This is a genomic window from Rhizobium mesoamericanum STM3625 (assembly GCF_000312665.1).
Lineage (GTDB): Bacteria > Pseudomonadota > Alphaproteobacteria > Rhizobiales > Rhizobiaceae > Rhizobium > Rhizobium mesoamericanum.
On the sequence record NZ_HF536772.1, the window covers coordinates 637,332 to 656,765 of the forward strand.

Below are 19,434 nucleotides of genomic sequence, written 5' to 3' on the forward strand. Positions count from 1 at the left end.
TGATTTGCGCACAATGCTTCACCATGTTGAAGCCGGGTTGGACAACATGTTGGGCTTGGCACGTATGTTACAACGGACCGAGGAAACGGATTCCGCGCTGATCGATAGGCTTCAGCAAGGCGCATTCAATTATTTCCCGAAGCACTACAATCCCGAAAACGGGCTGGTTGCGGATACTTCTATCGCGGGCGTCCCCTGTAGCATTGCCGCGGTCGGCTTTTGCCTGTCATCCTATCCCGTCGCGGTGGAGCGTGGCTGGATGCAGCGTTCCGAGGCGATCGAGCGCACGCTGAAGACACTTTGCTTCTTCGCCAACGGCCACCAGGGTCGCGAGCGCCACGCCATCGGTTATCGCGGCTTCTTCTATCACTTCCTGCATATGGACACCGGCCACCGCGCTTGGAACAGCGAGCTGTCGACGATCGACACCACGCTTCTTGTAGCGGGCATGCTGACTGCCGCGGCCTATTTCGATCGCAACACCGACGCGGAGACGGAAATCCGCAGGCTCGCAAGCTTGATCTACGAGAGGATCGACTGGCACTGGGCCCTCAACAAGGGACAAACGGTCTGCATGGGCTGGAAGCCGGGTAGCGGCTTCCTGCGTTGGCGCTGGCAGGGCTACGACGAGGCCATCCTGCTTTATACGTTGGCGCTCGCTTCGCCAACACATCCAATACCCTCGTCAAGCTACGATGCCTTTACCGCGAGCTATTCTTGGATGCTGTTCGGTGACCAGCCGTATGTTTATGCCGGCCCGCTCTTCATTCACTTTTTCTCGCATGCCTGGATTGATTTCCGCGGGATCCAGGACAAGGCAATGGCCGAGCGCAACTGGGATTATTTCCGCAATACCCAGGTGTCGATCGCCGTGCAGCGGGACTATGCACAGCGCAATCCAGGGCATTTTGTCGGCTATAGCAAGGACATTTGGGGCCTGTCTGCCTCCGATGGCCCTCCTCCAACCCGAAACATGCGTGGCGGTCGTCACCCGCGCGTGCTCGGCTATGCCGCGCGTGGCGCGCCGCTCGGACCAGACGACGGCACAATCGCACCCTGGTCAGCGCTCGCATCGTTGCCATATGACCGTCAGGCTTCGCTCGATGGCCTTCGCGCCCTGATATCGACCTATCCGAACCTACTTTACGAAGATCGCTTTCCCGGTGGGTTCAATCCGACTGTCAAGACCAAGCGGCCTGAAGGCTGGGTTGACGACCGCTGCGTAGGCATCGACCAGGGCCTTCTGGTCATGACAATCGAGAATGATCGCTCGGACTTCATCTGGGGTCTTATGCGCGGTTCACCGGTCATCCGGCGCGGTCTTGAGCTAGCGGGATTTAGCGGTGGCTGGTTATCAGAAGATGAGAGTTCCGATCGGAAGATCGCCTGATTAGCGGCTTCCAAGAATGTGTGCCTTTCCAGCGATGTCGAGACGCACATGATCGCCGCGTTCCGGAAGCGCCACGCTTGACGTCTTGATCATGATCGGCGGAAGGGCAACGCCTTCAAGCGACACCGCGACGGTGCAGGTCGCCCCACCGAACTCCACTTCGACGACCCGTCCGCGATAGGTCTGCGCGCTTTCATCGGGAACGACCCTGATCTGTTCGGGCCGCAGCATGATCTCGACCTTGCCTTTGTGGCCTCCGTCAACGGCGACGCGGCCGAGCGCACAATCGGCAAAACCATTGCGAGCAATGGCCGGAAGCATAACCGCGTCCCCGAGAAAAAGAGCTGTCTCGCGATCAATGGGCTGCAGGTAAACGGATTGCGGTGACCCCGCCTGGATCAATTTGCCTTCCCGTAAGACGGCGACTTGATCGGCGAAGGAAAGCGCTTCCGCCTGATCATGCGTGACCAGGATCGTCGTGATGCCCGCGGACTGGAGAACGCGGGCCACGGCCTTGCGCATATTCTCACGCAGGCCGGTATCGAGTGCCGAGAACGGTTCATCGAGCAGCATCAAACGCGGCTTGCGGCCAAGCGCGCGGGCTAGCGCCACGCGCTGCTGCTGGCCGCCGGACAGCTGGTGCGGGCGGCGAGTGAGCATGTTGCGGTCAAGCTCGACCATATCGAGCAGGTCGATAATGCGTCGTTCGCGATCGGGCGCGCCGCGCTCGAAGCCGAAACCGATATTATCGGCAACACTCAGATGCGGAAACAGCGCGCCGTCCTGCGACACGATACCGATGCCTCGCTTGTGCGCAGGCACGACTACCGGACCATCCGCCAGAAGCTCGCCGTTGAGCGTCACACGGCCGTCATCAGGCTGCTCGAAACCGGCGATGATGCGCAGCAGCGTCGTCTTGCCCGACCCGGAAGGCCCGACCACGGCAGTGCGGCTCCCGGCGGTAACATCGAGTGAAATGTTCTGCAATGCCTGGACATGTCCGTAGCGCTTGCTGATGCGATCGATCGTAAGCAGCGTCATTGTCCGGCAGTCCGTTTCGATTGGGCATAGAGAAGAAGGGTGAGCGGCAGCGATAACACGACCATCATGAAAGCGTAAGGCGCCGCTGCAATGTAGTCGATCTCGCTGGTCAACGACCAGAACTTCGTCGCAAGGGTTTCCACCCCATTTGGCGCCAGCATCAATGTCGCGGTCAGCTCGTTGGTGATGCCGAGACCAACAAGCGCGATGCTGGCAGCTGCGCCCGGCGCGGCGAGCCGCATGGTAACCTGTCGCACAGCCTGGGCAGGTGTCCGGCCAAGGCCCATTGCGGCACGCTCAAGCTCCACGGGCGCCTGGGCGATGCTTGCGCGCAGGCCCACTATGGCGCGCGGCAGGAACAGTAGGATGTATGCAGCAATGAGGGTGGCAAAGGTCTGATAGAGAGGCAGAACGAGACGAACGGTAATTGTCACCAGCGCGAGCGCGACCACCACGCCCGGCAACGAGCCAACATAATAGTGGCAGGCCTCGAGCAGGCGCTGCAGACGCCCCGGCGCTCGCACGGAAAGCCAGGCCATCGGCGCGGCGGCAATCGTGGCAAGCACCCCGCCGGCGATGGCGACAATGATGGTCTGTGCAAACGCATTGCCAACCGTGTCGAGGCGCCAAACCTCGAGTCCACCGAGACAGAGCCACCGCACCAGCGTCACCAAGGGAACGCCAAGCGTCAAAGCCGTCAAGCCGACCTGAAGCATGATCGCCGGCGCAACGAACCAGCCGAGCCGACGGCGATCCGCAGGCCGAGCAGAACCGGAGCCGACGCGGGCATACCGCTCGTTGCCGCGCAACAGGATTTCGAGACCCAGCAGAAGCAGGCAGCAAGCGACAAGAACGCCACCCAGCATGTTGGCGGCCGGGCTGTTATACGCGGATTGGAATTGATCGACGATCGCCGTCGCGAATGTATCGAAACGGATCATCACGAAGAGGCCGTACTCCGACAGCAGGTGCAGCCCGATCAGCAGCGAGCCGCCGCAGATGGCGAAGCGCAACTGCGGCAGGATAGTCCGGAAGAACAAACGCCAGGGCCCAAGGCCGAGGGACGAAGCGGCATCCTCAATGGCGGGATCGAGCCGGCGCAGGGCGGCGGCGACCGGCAGATAGAGAAACGGGAAGTACGCAAGCACGGAAACGAAGACGCCGCTCTGCAGCCCGCGCATTCCGGGGATGAGACTTATCCACGCGTAGCTGTGGACAAAGGCCGGCACCGCGAGTGGCGCAACCGCCAGCCATGACCACAACCGCGCGAAGGGTATATCTGTCCGCTCGACCAGCCAGGCCAGCGTCACGGCAAGAGCGATCGACAGTGGGATGGTAAAGGCTTCCAATAGCACTGTGTTGACGAGCAACTCGCCGACCCGCGCACGGAACACAAGTTCCTTTACGGTCTGCCAGCCGACATCGAAGGTTATCCAGGCGATGAAACCAAGCGGCACCAGACTGAACAGCGCCACGACGGAGGCAAAGAGGATGACAGCGGCGTGAGGGAGACGTGCACGCAGCCGATCTATTCTCGCCACCGACCGCGCCATCGGCCTTTCATGACCGGGAACAAGCAATCTGTTGTCCTGCAGCAAGGCCGCCGCCTTCATACGCTGAAAAAGGAAGGCAACCGCCTATGAAAGGCGGTTGCCGATTTCGTCATGCCCTACGTTTTTCTTGAGCCAAAAGCAACAGTTTTGACCCGCAGGACCTGTGACAGAAAGACTAGATGATGCCAGCGGCGGTCATCAGTTCCGTCACCTTCTTGCTGTTCAGCTTGGCCGCATCGACCTTCGGTGCATTGAGATCAGCCAGCGGAACGAGCTTGTCATTCGATGCCGCACCCTTGCCGATGGCATATTCATAGGACGTGCCGTTCTTGAGGATGTCCTGGCCAGGCTTGCCCGTCACGAACTTCAGAAAGGCCTGAGCCTCCTTGGCATGCTGGCTCGACTTCAGAACGCCGCCGCCGGAGATGCTAACGAAAGCACCCGGATCCTGGTTCTTGAAGTAGTGCAGGGCCACGTTCTTGCTGTTTTCACCGGTCTTCGCCTGGTCGCCGAACCAGTAGTAGTGATAGATGACCGCACCCTCGACTTCACCGGCGTTGACCGCCTTCATGGCGACGCTATTGCCCTTGTAGGGCATGGAGTTTTCCTTGAGCGCCTTGAGCCAAGCCGCCGTTGCTTCCTCACCCTTGAGTTCGAGCAAAGCGCTGACAATTGCCTGGAAGTCAGCGCCAGCCGGCGAAGCGCCCCATCGCCCCTTCCAGGCCGGATCCGAGAGGTCGAGCAGCGACTTCGGCAACTTGTCCTCGGTCAGCTTCGTCTTGTCATAAGCAAAAACCGTCGAGCGGGCCGCAATGCCAGTCCACATGCCGTCAGACGGACGATATTGCTCAGGTACCTGATCCAACGTTTCCTTGTCGACCGGCGCAAAAAGGCCGGCCGCATCGACCAGCGTCATAGCGGGAGAATTCTCCGTCAGGAAAACGTCCGCCGGCGAGGCATCACCTTCCTGAACGATCTGGTTGGCGAGCTGCATGTCGCCGCCTTGGCGCATCGTTACCTTGATGCCGGTTGCCTTTGTGAATGCATCGATCCACTCGCGCCCGAGGCTCTCATGCTGAGCATTGTAGATGACAATGCCTTCAGATTCCTGCGCCACAGCGGTGCCACTGGCCAGCGAAGTTGCGGCAACGAGCGAGGCCGCAAACGCCAGCCCGCCGGAAAGGCGGTTAAGGGAAGTTTTCATGAAGCCCTCCATGTTGTTTCACCCGAGATCCCGGGATGTCGGGGCCCGTATATTTTTGTTGATTTGATATTTCAAGTTTTAGTGGTGGCACAAGCATCACAAATACTTGAACAAATTCATCAACTTTAGAATCGTTCTAGGTCGCGCGGGATCAAGTGTCGCCGATTACACCTCTCTAGCAGTCGGGTTGATGAAAACAAACTTCCGCCCAAGCCGGGTGCCGAATCTTATCGTCGAAATGCAAAGACCCGAAGGAGGAATTGGGCCAGTTCTCACGGAGAACCGAGGCTGCGAGATCGAAGGTGGGATAGGCGTAGCCGTGGCAGGCGATCCGCGCGACGGCGGGAAACAGCCTTTCGAGCCGCGGCTTGAAAGGGTGACGACGTGTTATGCCACCACCCCTACGGCTACAATGTAGCAACGCTATTCGACGTCGAACCTTACGCCCTGCGCAAGCGGCAGCGTCTTGCCGTAATTGACCGTATTCGTCGCCCTGCGCATATAGGCCTTCCAGGCATCTGAGCCGGACTCGCGGCCGCCGCCAGTCTCCTTCTCGCCGCCGAAGGCACCACCGATCTCGGCTCCTGACGGACCGAGGTTGACGTTGGCAATGCCACAATCGGAACCGCGCGCCGAAACAAAGGTCTCAGCCTCACGCATGTCATTCGTGAAAATTGAAGAAGAAAGTCCCTGCGGCACCGCATTATGGAGCTCCAACACCTGATCGAAATCCGTGTACTTCATCACATAGAGGATCGGCGCAAATGTCTCGTGCTCGACAGGGCCGGTTTGTGCGGGCATTTCAACGAGCGCCGGACGAACATAGAAGGCGTCACCCGCACCGTTTTCCACACGCTCGCCACCAGTAACCTTACCGCCGGCAGCCCTCGCTTGCTCAAGAGCCGACTGCATGTTCGTAAAGGCCTGCTTGTCGATGAGGGGCCCCACAAGCGTCCCCGTTTCCAGCGGGTTGCCGATCGAAACCGAGCCATAGGCCGTCTTCAGGCGCGGAACGAGCTTGTCATAAACGCTCTCGTGAACGAACAGGCGGCGCAGCGTCGTGCAACGCTGGCCCGCGGTCCCCATGGCGGAAAAGGCAACACCACGCAGCGTCAGGTCAAGATCGGCCGTCGGGCAGATGACCGCGGCATTATTGCCTCCGAGCTCGAGGATTGATCGCGCAAAACGCTGTGACAGACGGGGACCGACAACGCGGCCCATGGCCGTCGAACCCGTGGCCGAGACGAGCGGTACCTTGGGATGGTCGACAAGCGCTTCCCCGACATCGCGTCCGCCAATGAGCAACGTCGAAAGGTTCGCAGGCGCGGCCCCGCTTTCGGCAACAAACCGCTTCAATGCCTTCTCAAACAGCGCCTGAACGGCAAGCGCCGTCAGCGGCGTCTTCTCCGAAGGCTTCCACACTGTTGAGTTACCGCAAACCAGCGCCAATGCGGCATTCCACGACCAGACAGCAACCGGGAAATTGAAGGCAGAGATAATGCCGACGACGCCCAGCGGGTGCCAACTTTCCATCATCCGGTGCTCCGAGCGCTCCGTGGCAATGGTCAGACCGTAGAGCTGGCGCGACAGGCCGACGGCAAAGTCGCAGATGTCGATCATTTCCTGAACTTCGCCGAGCCCTTCGGAGGTGATCTTGCCAACCTCGATCGAGACGAGTCGGCCGAGAGCGGCTTTTGCCGCACGGAGCTCCTCGCCGAGCAGGCGCACAAGTTCGCCGCGCTTCGGAGCCGGAACGGCCCGCCACTCGAGGAATGCCTGGTGTGCCGCCTCGATGGCGTCCTTTGCTTCTAAGGCAGAATGTTCCTTCAGCACACCGATCTCGTTACCGTTGACGGGAGAGGTTACGCGGAGCGTGCCCCCGATATAGCGGTCGGCACTGACGCCCAGTTCCGTGAGCAGTCTTTTCGTCTCGGCGGCGAGATCAAGTGCAGAAATGGTCATGGATTCAACCTCGGTTCTCAAAAACGGGCATCGGCGAAATGGGCGACTTGGGCGCCGGCTTCGTACCACATTTCCTTCACGACGCGGAAGCTCGGCTCGGATGGCGCTGTCAACGGCAGTGGCAGGTGCGCTTCCTTCGTCTGCCCCAGAATAAGCTGCGCAAGCGTGCGGCCAAAAACGGTGCCCGGTGCGATCCCGCGACCATTATAACCGGAGAAGCCTACGACATTCGGCGCGAACCTGTGGAAGCGCGGCAGTGCATTGTCGGTCATCCCAATCTTGCCATACCACTCGCATTCGAACTCGACATCGCCAAGCTGCGGAAAGAGCTTCTTCAAGGAGCGTTTTGCCCAGGCCGTGTGGATGCCAAGCCCGGTATTGCGTAAAGCACCGACACTGCCGAATATCAGACGCCCGGCCTGGTCCATGCGATAGGAGGAGAGGATTTCCTTCGTGTCCCAAACTCCCTCGCGCCCTGCAAGGATCGAGCGGCACAAATTGTCGCCAAGTGGCCGAGTCGCAAGATTGAAATAGGGCAGGTGGACCTGCTCGTTGCGCACTGGTTGCCAGGGACCCGTGCTGTATGCATCAGTCGCCACGATGATCCAGTCGGCCATCACCTCGCCCTTGGTCGTCCTGACGGCCCAGCGATTCCCTTTCCGCTCGGTAGCGATGACCGGGCTCGATGTGTGGATTGAAACGCCAGCTTTGGCCGCTGCATGGGCGAGACCTCGGGCATATGCAAGCGGCTGCAGCGTACCCGCGCGCATGTCGAGCAACGATCCCGTATAGGCGCTGCTGCCGACACGCTTGGCCGTCTCGACAGCATCCAGCAGCGTCACGGGCGCTCCGCGCACCGCCCATTGCCGCGCGCGATCTTCGATCTCCTTTAAGCCACTCTCGCCAACAGCGACGTGAAGCGTACCGTTCCGTTCGAGCTCACAGGCAATGCCATGCTTATCGATCAAATTCATAACGAGCTTTGGCGCATTGCCTAAAAGATCGAGTAGACGTTCGCCATAGACCGGGCCGAGAACCCCCGGAAGGTCGTCCGGCATGACCCACATGCCGGCGTTGATGAGGCCGACGTTGCGGCCCGCACCGCCGAAGCCGATTTCCTTGGCCTCAAGCAAAACAACCTTCGAGCCCGCTTCGGCCAGATGGAGACTGGACGAAAGACCAGTATAGCCGCCACCAACAACAACGACGTCGGCACTCACGGCGCCAGCTAGCGACGGTGTCATGGGCGGCTGGGGAGCCGTTTTTTCCCAAAGGCCGTGGGAACGGGGATCGTTCAGCATTCGATCAAAATCCATCCATTGGGCAGCGACATTGTAGCGCCGTGCGATTGCTTATAAAACCGCTGACGCGGTTGCCGATTGCAGCCAGGAGCTGGGTGCCCGGCGCGTCGATCACATTCCAGTTCATTCCGATTCCGTCAGATGAATTACTTTACAAAGCGGGGCAGGCGGTAAATATCGACATTTAGGAAATAGCTTATTCTCAAATGGAATGATGGATGCTGCCGTCACGACGCTTTCTTCCGTCGACATCCCTGCTTGTCGCCTTCGAGGCGGCATCTCGCACCGGTAGCGTAACGGCAGCCGCGCGCGAGCTCGACCTCACGCAGAGCGCTGTCAGTCGCCAGATCAAGGCGCTGGAGGAGCAACTCGGTGTCGAACTGTTCGTGCGTGAGCGCCAGACCGTGCGGTTGACGCTTGCCGGCGACGGTTATGCCCGCGAAATACGCGAGGCACTACGACGCATTTCGAGCGCATCGCTGAACCTGCGCGCCAACCCCCACGGCGGTACGCTCAATTTGGCCATCCTCCCCACCTTCGGGATGCGATGGTTGGCACCCCGACTGGGAAGCTTCCTCGCCGCCAATCCCGGGGTGATGATCAATCTCGTCACCCGATTGTCGCCCTTCGACTTCCGGCTCGATTCAATTGACGCGGCCATTCACTTCGGTCACGCACATTGGCCCGGCGCGGAGCTGACATTTCTCATGTCGGAGAAGACCGTCCCAGCCTGCAGCCCCGAGTTTCGCACCCGGCACCTGATCAACGCTGCGCAGGATCTGCTCGAAGCCCCACTGCTGCACCTGACGACACGCCCCGATGCGTGGGAGCGGTGGTTCGCAGACAATGGTGTGAGCTTTCAAAGTGTCCACGGTATGCTCTTCGATCAGTTCGCGACGGCCGCCCAAGCGGCGACGGCCGGCCTCGGCGTTGCGCTGCTACCGACTTTCCTGATTCAGGATGAGCTGAAACGCGGCGACCTCGTTGCAGCCGTGGACCGCGAAACGGAAAGCAGTGGGCATTACTATCTTGCCTATCCGCCGGAACGAGCCGATTACGCGCCGCTGCTGGCATTTCGCGCCTGGATCGTTCGTGAAGCCGCGATCTGAAGCTTGCGCCAACAGGGCGCTTTCGAGCATTATGCCCGAACCAGAATATGATCAGGAACCTCTTCATGAAGCCAATTTTCGTTCAGCTCCAATGTGCGCCGGGCAAGACCTATGAGGTCGCCGATGCCATCTATCAGACCGAGCGCGTTTCGGAGCTCTATTCGACGAGCGGCGACTATGATCTTCTGCTCAAGATCTACGTCGAAGAGGGTCAGGACATTGGCAAGTTCATCAACGATAATATTGCCAACATCCCCGGCATTGTGCGCTCGCTGACAACGCTGACCTTCAAGGCCTTCTAAGCAGCCGTTTGCAACACCGGCCTCCTCGCAAGTGCACTAAAATGCGACGGCGCGCGAACTGCCGAGGCTTGTAATCGCACCGGACGGCGCTTCTCCATCCACCGACCCAGATAGTCGCAGCAACCGGACGCGTTTGGCAGCGCCGGGGGCAAGATGAAACCAGTCGTCGTGCGGGCGATAGCCATCGACACTGACGTGAACGGACTGCGCAAACCTGTCGGCTGCGATATCGAGCACCCATGCATCGTCCTGTCGCGTCACCGCCACCTGGATTTCAGCGTCGTGGAAACTCTTGGAGCGCCCCAAGGGAAAATGAAAGGCGTCGGCAACCACCGGACCGCCGTCCGGCAGACGCAAGCGGGCAACGGTGACGTCATGGGAAGGCGGGCCGAAGCGGAAGGCGTAAGTCGTGTCGAAAAACGCACCAAAGAGATCGGTCGCAGCAAAGGTCTCGCAACTCCTTGGGGCCAAAGCCAGAATGCGGCCGCCGCTGACGACGTGCTGCCTGCCGTGCCGCAAGCAAACAAGCTCGAGATCAAGCTGGAGAGCGTTCTCGGTCTCGTTCAGCACGTGGATATCGAGGCCATTCGTGCCTTCGTCAGTGAGGACAACCTGAACCGGCCGGAACGCGCGACCTAGCGCGTACCAGATGGGTTTCGGCTCGCCGGTCGAATCAATCACACCCCAACCAGGGCCAGGCATTAAATCCTGCAGCGTCCAGACCAGTGCGCCGTTGCAGGTCGACCCCTTGCGTCGCCATTCGGCAAAGGTCGCTTCTGCAACTTCACCGGTAACGACGCGGGAAAGTTCGAGGTACCGCTCGCGATTCTCACGCCGGAGGCGCGCCGAATCCTCGCCATAGAGTTCTGCCAGATAGAAATCCCTGACGTCCTCGAAATCCCACGACGCCCCGCGGTCACGGGGAACTCGCGATTTCCATAGCGGACTGTGGACCGGCGGCACGTCCAGATGGCGTTGCAACGTTCTCTGCTGCGGTACATTGGCGAAAGCCAGGCTCTCGGCCGCGAAGCGAATATTCGCTCGGCGTGCGTCGTCAAGCGGTCGCATATAGGCGCCGACGCCATAGTAATGGGTAACCCCGACGTTCGGAGAAAACGGCATTGCGCCGCCTGAAGGTGAATTGGGCACATACGGGACGTCGGGCCGCATGCGCCCGGCAATCGCCGGAATAATCTCTTCCGTGATCGGACCCGACCAATAGTCCCGCGGCAATCCAAGCATGGCCGCTTGCTGGTAGATCTCGCTGCCGCCGCACAATACCGCCAGCGACGGGCATCCCTGGACGGCATGCAGGAGTTCCTCGACCTCCGCATGGATATGCGCCGTCAGAGTTTTGTCGTTCTTCGGATAGTCAAAACTCGCGAACATGAAGTCCTGCCAGACAAGCAGACCCAGCTCGTCGCAGAGCTGAAAGAACTCTGGCGACTCATAGGCCATCGTCCCGCCGATACGAATCATGTTCATGCCGGCCTCGGCAGCTAGGCGCAGGAACGGCTCGTAATCCGCCCTGCCGCCCGGCAACCGAGCGATATCGGCTGTCGTCCAAACAGCACCACGGCAGAAGATGCGCTCGCTGTTAACCAACAGCGCAAAATCCTCTCCGTGAGCTCCGCGATCGATGTCTATCCGCCGAAAACCTGTTCGCCCTGCGTGATGTGCAACACCGTCAATGACGATCAGGTAATCATAAAGTTGAGGCGCTCCATGCGTGTGCGGCCACCAGAGATCGACATCCTTCAGCTTTAGGATTGCCGAGTAGTGGCTCTCTCCAATCTTTTCGAAGGCCTGCGCGATCTCTCCGCAACGAAGCATCAAATTCGGGTTGTCGACATTCGTGTGTAGCGAAACGCTCAACCGTCCGCTGCCGTCCGCCTCAAGCGCGGCGCGGACAGTCACATTGTCGATCGAAGCGACATCGCGGCGCACGAGCGTGATGGGACGCCAAGGACCAACCGCATGAATTTCCGGACACCAGCCCGGCATGCGCCCAAGCAACGTCGTGCGAACGTTCTTTAGTCCTTGCGGCGTGATCATCTGCGTACGCCAGCGGGCGCGCGGGCCGGATTCGGCCAGCTTCGGCGCCAAGGCTCGGAAGCAAAGCGCCAGCTCGTCGCCGCCGGAGAGCGTCACCGGTATCTCGTGCAAGGTGAACATGCTTTCCGACGCCAATATCTCCCGGCCATTGAGAAAGACATGACACAGCGTCGCCAATCCCTCGAAGCGAAGGATCGCATCGCCCGGCTGTGCGTCAAATAGCCGGCAAAGATACCACGCATCGCGGGTATCGAGCGGCTCCGGATTTTCACGATCGAACCGCCCTGCCTTTTCCAAGGCCGAAGCGACAGTTCCCGGCACTTCGGCAGCGATGAACTGAGCGGACAAGGGAATATCATGAGGAGTTGTGCAAGCGTCCGGCTCCGTCAGAACCAGATTCCAGCCTTCGGCGAGCAGAGTTTCCTGCGCGCCGACACTCGCCAACCTTCCCCGCATGCTTAGACTCCCAGCTTCACAACCGCTCCTTCAGCGAAGCCATCATGGCATCCCATGCATCGGCCGCCGGATCAAGCGCTGTGCGCAGTGGATCATATTTCTTCCGCAGCACGGCCCGGGCGAGCTGGAACTGCACTGACTTTGCAACTTCGGATATGCGGCGCGCATCAGCGATGGCGGATGAAAATTCATTGGCGGAGAGCCAGGCAAGATGATCACCGGCAAGTTCGAAATTGGCACCAAACTGGCGTAACGTGTTGAATGCATATTTGTGAAAGAAACCAAACGGTCGCTCTGCCACTGCTTCCACCTGCCGCGGAAACACTTCGGCGAAGGCGCGAATGGGATTCGAGACCGGCCGGCGGGCGAAATGACGTTTGAGAAGTTTCCGCGCCGTCGTGCCGGCATGCGCAGCGTCAGGAACGCAGGCCGGCAACTTTGCAAATTCGGCGTATGGAAGGAACGACGGATCTCCTGGCGTCAGGTGAAGCTGGAACAGCCCGTCGAAGTCATCGCCCTCGAGCTGAAAGTAACCGCCGTTGTGAAAGTACTCGACGCGTCTAGCGGCAACATCGAGCCTATTGATTGCCACGGTGGTCTTGCCATGCTCGGATCGATATGCAGTGCCCTGCGTGTCGGGCATATAAAACGGATCCATCTCGATCAGGCAAAGACGGCCGCGTGCGATCTGCACGTCGATGTGCCGTTCGACGCGGTCGAAGATCGCAAGTTCCGTGACGCGGATATCGTAGAGCGACTCGAGATCCTCGTAGGGCACCTTGAAAAAGGTGAATTGGTCGCCCTCAAAGTCCTGTGTGAGCGTGAAACTAAGCATCGCTTCCGGCGCAGCGCCGACAGCGTTCAGGACTTCGATCCAAAGGTCGACGTAGCAATTGGTTTCGGGCCACATACGCTCGCTGGAGTGCAGCGGATGCGACTGATACCCGCCCGGGCGCACCCGTGGGAAGACTGTCATCGCTTCGTTCAGCCCCACAGCGCTTGACGCACCTTGGAGGGCCAATGTCTAACCTCGAGCCCGTGGTGATGGAACAGCGCAAGCGCAATTCGCTCAAGCCCGAAGCCGACGCAAGCGGTATGCGCGACGCTGTCGTCTTCGAGATAGAGCTCCCATTTTGCGCCAAACGCGTCCTGATGGTAGTTGAAGCTCATGCAGGCCGTTGGCTCGGCAACCGAAGTGATCGGAATGAGCAGTTCAAATTTCAGGTTCTGATCGCGCTGATTGTTGGCCAGCATTTTGCCGGCACGGCCGAAGAACGGATCATTCGCGATATCAATCGTCACATCCAGGCCGACTGCCTTCATCATTTCAACGCCGCGATCCATCCAGCACTGCCGGAAATCCGTGACATGCTGTTCCGTCCCCATGCAAATATATTCACGCATGCGGAAAAGCTGCTGGCGCGCGGGATCCCGGGAAGGCTCATGGCGGAAGCAATAGGATTGCAGATCGAAGAGGCCGCCGCCCATCGGCAGTTTGCCGCGGCGAGCAACCGTCGGATAGAGCGGATAGCAGGCCGCAGGAGTCAACACGATGTCCGTTGCCTGCTGATCCTTCGTCCAGTCGTCGCCCACTTCCATGCACTGAAGGAGACTCATGTGATCAAGTTCGCCCCCGCAGAAACTGTGAACGGTGCCGGCGAGCTGCGGAAAGCTCTTCATGTAACCGCTCTTCTCGAAGAAGGCGCGGTTCATCCCCGGCGGGAAACGCATCGCCTCGGCGCCGTCGGCGCCACCGAACTTGTCGATCAGGCGCTCGAAGGCGGCGATGACGTCTTCGAATTGTCCGCTGCGCCCGTAAAGACCGTCAACACCCGTATCGATCAGGAGGCCCGATTCAAAGAGCCTGTCCAGAAATGTCGTCTGCATGTCCATGTCATCACCCCAGTAAGCTAGTGTCCTGCTTGTGGACAAGAAGCATGCTCGACGTGTTGCCGAGGATGCGGTCGTTCGAGATCATGAGTTGTGCGGAGTGGGCGTCGCGCAGGTGTCGTCCGACGCTGAACGGCGTGCCGTTCTTGTAGCCCATGATCCCACAGATCAGCATCGCGTGATTGACGATCTCGAGAATCGTCTCCGATGATGCGATCTTCACGTTGTTCATCGTGACGGCAAAGCCCATCGAGGAAAGTTTGTCCGCGTCGTCCCTTGCATCCTCGTAGGCTTTCAGACCGGCGACGACATTCGAGCGAACCAACTGCAGGAGGTTGGAAACCTCGGCTAATCGCAGGGCTCCGGGCGGTGGTGTCCCCGGCGACTTGCGCGCCGCAGCGCGCACGAATGCTTGGGCGCGACCGACAGCATCGACGGCGATGCCATACCAAACGCCGCTCCAAAGAAGGTGCGACGACGCCAGCATTGATTGAGCGGCAATCTCCGCGAAGGGCTTAGGCAGAATTTGTGTTGCGAGCGCCTCACCCTTGAAGAGGAAGCCATCCGAACACGTGCCGCGCATGCCGAGCGTATTCCACGCGTGGGTTTTTTCCAGCGTGTATTGCTCCTTGAGAAAAACGGTCAGGACCTGATCGGAAGAAGCCGCGTTTGCGTGCGCTCGCGAGGTAATCATGATCGCATCGGCATAGGAACCGTAGGATATCACGGTCGCATCTTTCTCCAGACGGCAGGTATCGCCGTCCACCTCGATGGCACAGATGCTATTCCTGAGGTTGCCGCCAATGCCACCTTCGGTGGTCGCCGAGCCGATCAGCAATTGTTCAAGTGCGACGCGTTGCATGAAGGCCCGATGCCACTCGCTCTCGGCACCGTGCTCGACCAGGCTGCAAAGCTTAATGTGATGCATGGCGAAGACCATGGCAGCCGCAGAACACGCCTGCCCAAGCATCGAGCACAGCTCCGCGATCTGCGCAATAGTCGCCCCTTCGCCGCCGAAATGGCGTGGAATCTGAATTCCGAGCAGCCGCTCGGCCCTCAAGGCCTCCACAGCTTCGTATGGGAACCTTCCATCAAAATCGACGGAGTCCGCATGCTTTGCCGCGATCGCGGACACGCGGGCGACCCTGGCGGCAAGATCCTCTTCCACGATTTTGACCGGAAAGTTCATTTAGGCGACTTTCCGGTTATCTTTGATCTGGTCGACAGTCTTGGCGATCGCGTTGATGCTGGCGAAAGACTTACGATTCAAGAGATTGTCGGGAAACTCGATGTCAAAGGCCTCTTCAATGCCAAGCATAAGCTGCACAGAAGCGAAGGACGTTAGGCCGACCGCATAAAGATCGGCATCGTCGGCAATCTGGTCAACCGAGGCGGGAAGCTTTCCAAATTTGACCAATAGCTCGCGGATCGTAGTATTCATTATGTCTCCTCCAAAGATGTTCATATCTCGAGTGGCGAAACTGCCTTGTTCTCGGGACAGGCGTAATCTGGAAAAGACAAAATTCCCCTAAATGACGTAGTTAAAGTGAGCTGATCACCTCAGCTAAATTCTTAGAAGAAACCCGGGAGGAAGCGGACCTTGCGTTTGATTTCAATAACTTGTCCTGATTCCGATATTTCCGCGCAATCAGAGGTCTTGCAACTCAGTGTCCAAGAACAACACTTTCGCTCGCATCTTTTTTACTAAGCTGCCGGCGGATATAAGTGCTCGACTCCGCGATAATCCGAAACAGAATAGCAGCCTTCACCCGTCTCTCTGATCGACTGCTCGCCTATTACTGCCTTGCCATGGCCGCCGGGTATATCGAGTATGTAGGTGGGTTGGCAGAGACCGGAAATCCGCCCGCGCAGCGCGGCGACTATTTTCTGTCCTTCTTCAATGGCCAGCCGAAAATGGCTCGTGCCGGGTGCCAGGTCCGGATGGTGCAGGTAGTAGGGTTTTACACGCGTCTCGACGAAGGCTTTCATCAACTCTGCAAGTATGGCCGGATCATCATTGACGCCCTTCAGAAGCACCGACTGGCTGACCATGACCATTCCTGCATCAATCAGGCGGGCACATGCCGCTCGTGCCTCATCGCTCAGCTCGCGCGGATGATTGGCATGCAGCGCCACGTAGACGGTCTTGCCGCTAACTCTCAGAGCAGCAATCAGAGCCGCATCTACCTTTGACGGATCCACCACAGGAACGCGCGTGTGGAATCGCACTATCTTCACGTGATCGATAGATGCCAGTTCGCGAAGGATACCTTCCAGTCGCCGTGGGGACAGCACGAGCGGATCGCCACCCGTCAGGATCACCTCCCAGATTTCCTTATGATCGCGGATATAGGCAAAGGCGGCCGACATTGCGTTGGCGTCGAGCGTGCCCAAGCCTTGCGGGCCCACCATCTCACGGCGAAAGCAGAAGCGACAGTAGACGGGGCAGATATGCACGGCCTTCAACAAAACCCGATCACGATAGCGATGAACGATGCCTTGCACTGGACTATGGGCTTCGTCACCAATTGGGTCAGCGCGCTCTTCGGGCGCAACGATAAGCTCGGCCGCGTCAGGCACGAATTGACGCGCAATAGGGTCTGCGTCATCGGCGCGATCGATCAAACCGGCGACGGTCGGAGTCAATGCAATAGCGTAGCGGGCGGCGACGTCAGCCAACGCGTCCCGGCCTCTCTGACCCAGCAACCCTGCGCGTTCCAGCCCCTCGACAGTCTTGATTGAGCCGATACCGTTCATCTGCCGTACTCCGCGACCGGCGCCCAAATCACCTGATCGATCCGCGACGCCCCGGTTGCCAACATCACCAACCGATCGAAGCCCAGAGCGATGCCGCTTGCCTCGGGCATGATTGCAAGTGCATCCAGAAAATCCTCGTCGAGAGGATAGCTTTCGCCGTAGATGCGGGCCTTCTCAGACATCTCGATCTCGAATCGGCGACGCTGTTCTGCCGGATTGGTAAGCTCGCCGAAGCCGTTTGCAAGCTCGACGCCGCAAGCATAGACCTCAAATCGTTCGGCAACACGCGGATCACGCGCCGAGGGGCGCGCCAACGCTGCTTCCGACACTGGATATTCGTCAAGAATGGTCACTCGACCGAAACCCAGATGAGGCTCGACCCTTTCAACAAGTACGCGGCTGAACAAATCGGCCCAGCCATCGTCGTCCGCAAAACGCATGCCGATCCGCTTCACCTGGTTAGCAAGATGGGCCCGATCCGTGGCACCGTCGACGGAGACGGAGGCCAGCAGATCAATGCCTGCGTAGCGTTCGAAGGCTGCAGCAACGCTTATCCGATCCGGCGCGGCAAAGGGATCGCAGTCCCGGCCTTTATAGGTGAGCCGCGCCGTCTTCATGGTTTCTCCAGCGAGCGCCAGAATGCGAATACAATCCAACATCAGGCTCTCATAACCTTCACCCACGCGATACCACTCAAGCATCGTGAATTCCGGATGATGCAGGGGCCCACGTTCGCGATTGCGATAAACGTGCGCGAAACAGGCGATGCGCTGTTCTCCGGCCGAAAGCAGTTTTTTGCAGGCGAACTCGGGCGAAGTATGCAGGTAAAGCGGTGCCGCCGTCTGGCCATCTGTCGTCAAAGCCTCGGTAGCAAACGCGTGAAGATGCGCCTCGTTGCCAGGCGAGACCTGCAGCGTGGCGGTGTCGACCTCCATAAAGCCCTCGCTCAGGAGGTAGCCGCGCAGCGCAGACTGGATCGCATTACGCCCAATCAGGAACGGGCGGCGGTCCAAATGCACACTCGGCGTCCACCACGGCGATACTTTGGCGATCGAGGGATTCATTGGCATCGTCCTGACCGGTCTTCCAACGCTGGGGCTGGCTATTTGCCGGATTTTAGGTTAGTTGCGCCCCCAAAGAACAATCAAACGCGTCTCCGGGACTCTATCGACAGTCCTCTACGACGCCAAAAGCCGAGTTACAAGGAAGTCTTAATGGTCAAGGTCATCGCCTCTTCTGTCCGCAAAGGCAACGTTCTCGACGTGGATGGCAAGCTCTACGTCGTTCTGACTGCTCAGAACTTTCATCCGGGCAAGGGAACGCCGGTCACGCAGGTCGACATGCGTCGTATCGTCGACGGCGTGAAAGTTTCCGAGCGCTGGCGCACGACCGAACAGGTCGAGCGCGCTTTTGTTGAAGACGTGAACTTCCAGTTTCTTTATGAAGATGGCGAAGGCTTCCACTTCATGAACCCGGCGACCTATGATCAGGTTGTCGTCGACAATGAGACGATGGGGGATCAGAAAGCCTATCTGCAGGAAGGCATGACCTGTATTCTTTCGATCCATGAAGGCGTTCCGCTGGCGCTCGAATTGCCGCGCCATGTCGTCCTCGAAATCACTGAAACCGAACCGGTTGTGAAGGGCCAGACGGCATCGTCTTCCTACAAACCGGCGATGCTTTCGAATGGCATCCGCACAATGGTGCCTCCGCATATTGACGCCGGCACGCGCGTCGTTATCGCGACGGAAGACAATTCCTACGTAGAACGCGCCAAGAACTAATCATGTGCAGCTCAAAGGCAAAGGCCGGATATAAGATACGGCCTTCTTGGGTGCATGGGCATCAGAGGTAGCCAACCCACAAGCAAAAGCGCCGGTCAAGCCGGCGCTTCGGTTTGTAGACCAATACGGAAGCCTCAGCGCCTCGGCCTGCGGCCTTAGTAGCGCGGGCAACGGGCCTCGTAGCGGCGGCCATACCGGTCTCTATAGACGCAGTAACCGCGATGCTCGACAGAATGGCCAATCAATGCGCCTGCAAGACCGCCGGCAACAGCACCCACTGCAGCGCCGCCCCAACTGTTGCTGACAGCACCACCGATAATAGCGCCTGTACCGGCGCCGATGGCGGTTCCTTGTTCGGTCGCGGTGCAGGAAGCAAGCGCGCCAACGAGGGCGCCAACGAGCACAATCTTTTTCATCATGACATATCTCCCAGTTTTTTCGGTCGCTTAGATGCGACCAAGCAGCACAAGAATAATAATAATCAGGAGAACTAGCCCCAAACCGCCTGAAGGTCCATAGCCCCATCCGCGACTATAACCCCAATTGGGTAAGGCGCCGATCAAAAGCAGAACAAGGATAATGAGAAGTATCGTGCCAAGCATGGTTCAAATCCTTCAAGGTCATTACACC

General features: G+C 59.1%; 18 protein-coding genes. 4 read left to right on the forward strand and 14 right to left on the reverse strand.

Going from position 1 to position 19,434, the window contains the following annotated elements:
• Positions 1-64: 64 nt before the first annotated feature.
• Positions 65-1,390 carry a glucoamylase family protein gene (locus tag BN77_RS03160; RefSeq protein WP_040677542.1) on the forward strand — a complete coding sequence of 442 codons (1,326 nt, stop codon included), beginning with the start codon at positions 65-67 and terminating at the stop codon, positions 1,388-1,390.
• Here the strand turns inward: BN77_RS03160 and BN77_RS03165 are convergent, their stop codons facing one another.
• The 5 genes from BN77_RS03165 to BN77_RS03185 all read right to left on the reverse strand — a co-directional run bounded on the left by BN77_RS03165 (position 1,391) and on the right by BN77_RS03185 (position 8,451).
• Entirely contained in the window at positions 1,391-2,431 is a 1,041-nt protein-coding gene (locus tag BN77_RS03165; RefSeq protein ID WP_007528314.1) for an ABC transporter ATP-binding protein, read from the reverse strand.
• Complete coding sequence (locus tag BN77_RS03170) at positions 2,428-4,044, reverse strand: ABC transporter permease (RefSeq protein WP_007528316.1); 1,617 nt, start codon at positions 4,042-4,044, stop codon at positions 2,428-2,430. Before BN77_RS03170 ends, BN77_RS03165 begins: the two co-directional genes overlap by 4 nt.
• Positions 4,045-4,159: 115 nt before the next feature.
• Positions 4,160-5,188: an iron ABC transporter substrate-binding protein gene (locus tag BN77_RS03175; RefSeq protein ID WP_007528318.1), complete on the reverse strand. Its 1,029-nt coding sequence runs from the start codon at positions 5,186-5,188 to the stop codon at positions 4,160-4,162.
• Between the two features lie 423 nt (positions 5,189-5,611).
• The gene (amaB, locus tag BN77_RS03180) at positions 5,612-7,150 is read right to left on the reverse strand and encodes an L-piperidine-6-carboxylate dehydrogenase (protein WP_007528322.1); all 1,539 of its coding nucleotides are present in this window, start codon (positions 7,148-7,150) and stop codon (positions 5,612-5,614) included.
• 17 nt (positions 7,151-7,167) lie between these two features.
• Positions 7,168-8,451: an NAD(P)/FAD-dependent oxidoreductase gene (locus BN77_RS03185; protein ID WP_007528324.1), complete on the reverse strand. Its 1,284-nt coding sequence runs from the start codon at positions 8,449-8,451 to the stop codon at positions 7,168-7,170.
• 218 nt (positions 8,452-8,669) lie between these two features.
• Between BN77_RS03185 and BN77_RS03190 the strand changes: the two genes are divergently transcribed.
• Positions 8,670-9,560 (forward strand): LysR family transcriptional regulator, encoded by an 891-nt coding sequence (locus BN77_RS03190; protein ID WP_007528327.1) that lies wholly within the window; start codon positions 8,670-8,672, stop codon positions 9,558-9,560.
• Between the two features lie 65 nt (positions 9,561-9,625).
• The gene (locus BN77_RS03195; RefSeq protein WP_007528329.1) at positions 9,626-9,862 is read left to right on the forward strand and encodes an Lrp/AsnC ligand binding domain-containing protein; all 237 of its coding nucleotides are present in this window, start codon (positions 9,626-9,628) and stop codon (positions 9,860-9,862) included.
• A gap of 36 nt (positions 9,863-9,898) precedes the next feature.
• Here BN77_RS03195 and BN77_RS03200 read toward each other — a convergent pair whose 3' ends face one another.
• From BN77_RS03200 to epmA, 7 genes are all read right to left on the reverse strand, one after another.
• Positions 9,899-12,373: a glycosyl hydrolase 2 galactose-binding domain-containing protein gene (locus BN77_RS03200; protein WP_007528331.1), complete on the reverse strand. Its 2,475-nt coding sequence runs from the start codon at positions 12,371-12,373 to the stop codon at positions 9,899-9,901.
• Positions 12,374-12,389: 16 nt separating this feature from the next.
• Complete coding sequence (locus tag BN77_RS03205) at positions 12,390-13,349, reverse strand: DUF1839 family protein (protein ID WP_007528333.1); 960 nt, start codon at positions 13,347-13,349, stop codon at positions 12,390-12,392.
• An 8-nt stretch (positions 13,350-13,357) separates the two neighbouring features.
• The gene (locus BN77_RS03210; RefSeq protein ID WP_007528335.1) at positions 13,358-14,266 is read right to left on the reverse strand and encodes an amino acid--[acyl-carrier-protein] ligase; all 909 of its coding nucleotides are present in this window, start codon (positions 14,264-14,266) and stop codon (positions 13,358-13,360) included.
• 4 nt (positions 14,267-14,270) lie between these two features.
• Positions 14,271-15,452: an acyl-CoA dehydrogenase family protein gene (locus BN77_RS03215; RefSeq protein WP_007528337.1), complete on the reverse strand. Its 1,182-nt coding sequence runs from the start codon at positions 15,450-15,452 to the stop codon at positions 14,271-14,273.
• Positions 15,453-15,704, reverse strand: coding sequence for an acyl carrier protein (locus tag BN77_RS03220; protein WP_007528339.1), 252 nt, complete (start codon positions 15,702-15,704; stop codon positions 15,453-15,455).
• Between the two features lie 263 nt (positions 15,705-15,967).
• The gene (locus tag BN77_RS03225) at positions 15,968-17,020 is read right to left on the reverse strand and encodes a lysine-2,3-aminomutase-like protein (protein ID WP_007528341.1); all 1,053 of its coding nucleotides are present in this window, start codon (positions 17,018-17,020) and stop codon (positions 15,968-15,970) included.
• Positions 17,017-18,084: an EF-P lysine aminoacylase EpmA gene (epmA, locus tag BN77_RS03230; RefSeq protein WP_007528343.1), complete on the reverse strand. Its 1,068-nt coding sequence runs from the start codon at positions 18,082-18,084 to the stop codon at positions 17,017-17,019. Before epmA ends, BN77_RS03225 begins: the two co-directional genes overlap by 4 nt.
• A 150-nt stretch (positions 18,085-18,234) precedes the next feature.
• Between epmA and efp the strand changes: the two genes are divergently transcribed.
• On the forward strand, positions 18,235-18,804 hold the full coding sequence (gene efp / locus BN77_RS03235) for an elongation factor P (RefSeq protein ID WP_007528345.1): 570 nt from the start codon (positions 18,235-18,237) through the stop codon (positions 18,802-18,804).
• Positions 18,805-18,959: 155 nt separating this feature from the next.
• Here the strand turns inward: efp and BN77_RS03240 are convergent, their stop codons facing one another.
• Both BN77_RS03240 and BN77_RS31865 read right to left on the reverse strand, forming a co-directional pair.
• Complete coding sequence (locus tag BN77_RS03240; protein WP_007528347.1) at positions 18,960-19,223, reverse strand: YMGG-like glycine zipper-containing protein; 264 nt, start codon at positions 19,221-19,223, stop codon at positions 18,960-18,962.
• A gap of 27 nt (positions 19,224-19,250) precedes the next feature.
• A complete protein-coding gene (locus BN77_RS31865) occupies positions 19,251-19,406 on the reverse strand; it encodes a DUF3309 family protein (RefSeq protein ID WP_081593518.1) in 156 nt (51 codons plus the stop codon).
• Positions 19,407-19,434: the final 28 nt, after the last annotated feature.